At 55.4% G+C, this 780-nt stretch carries 2 pseudogenes; one reads left to right on the forward strand and one right to left on the reverse strand.

Annotated features, from left to right (window positions below):
- A pseudogene (locus tag GSQ92_RS11345) lies at window positions 1-176 on the forward strand (IS630 family transposase); the annotation flags it as partial.
- 176 nt (window positions 177-352) lie between these two features.
- On the opposite strand, the pseudogene GSQ92_RS11350 reads toward GSQ92_RS11345, so the two are convergent.
- A pseudogene (locus GSQ92_RS11350) lies at window positions 353-676 on the reverse strand (ATP-binding cassette domain-containing protein); the annotation flags it as partial.
- Window positions 677-780: the final 104 nt, after the last annotated feature.

A 780-nucleotide genomic window follows, 5' to 3' on the forward strand; every position in this document is an offset into this window, starting at 1 on the left:
TCAGGCGCGGTACGCACCGCTCCGTTCGAGAGCTTGAAGTGGCAATCGGCACCTACATCGACGCCCGGAACGCCGATCTCAAGCCTTTTCGGTGGACCAAGTCCACAGACGACATCTTGGCGTCAATCCAGCGCTTCTGCCAAAGAACCGTCGACGTCCAGCAGAGATGTGGATAGAAACTTCGGAATCAGGACACTAGCAAGCGATGCGATGACCGCGAAGGTCAAAAGGATCAGGACTGCGTCGGCCTGTGACACAAGGCGAAGGACGTTAGCCGCGAACCGCCGTGATCTCCCGATTTGCGGCGCTGCGAAATTGAGCTCTCCATCTGACCTAGGCAGCAATGGCGACATTAATTTACAACCTCGCCACGGTCAGACTTTGGTACCGCATACCGCATAGTTTCTGCCTGATCGGTCGAACCGGCGGCCAGTTCCTTAACCAATCTTCCTTGGCTGAGAACCAGTATACGATCGCTCAAGGCCAGCAGTTCCGGCATTTCTGAAGAAACCATGATGATCGACATTCCCTGGTCGATCAGCGTCTCGATCAGTGCGTAGATCTCGAATTTCGCATTTACATCGATACCGCGGGTGGGTTCATCCAGCAACAATACCCTGACCTTCGCCGCCAGCCATTTGGCGATGACAACCTTCTGCTGATTACCCCCGCTTAGAGTGCGGACAAGTTGACCTAGCCCGTCCTATTCAGCGGTAAGCGCTGATAAAGGCGGAAACGCGTAGGGCGCGGCTGCTCGACGCGCTTCTTTGTCGCTTGTTC

It is taken from the genome of Acidisoma sp. S159 (assembly GCF_009766125.1).
GTDB lineage: Bacteria > Pseudomonadota > Alphaproteobacteria > Acetobacterales > Acetobacteraceae > Acidisoma.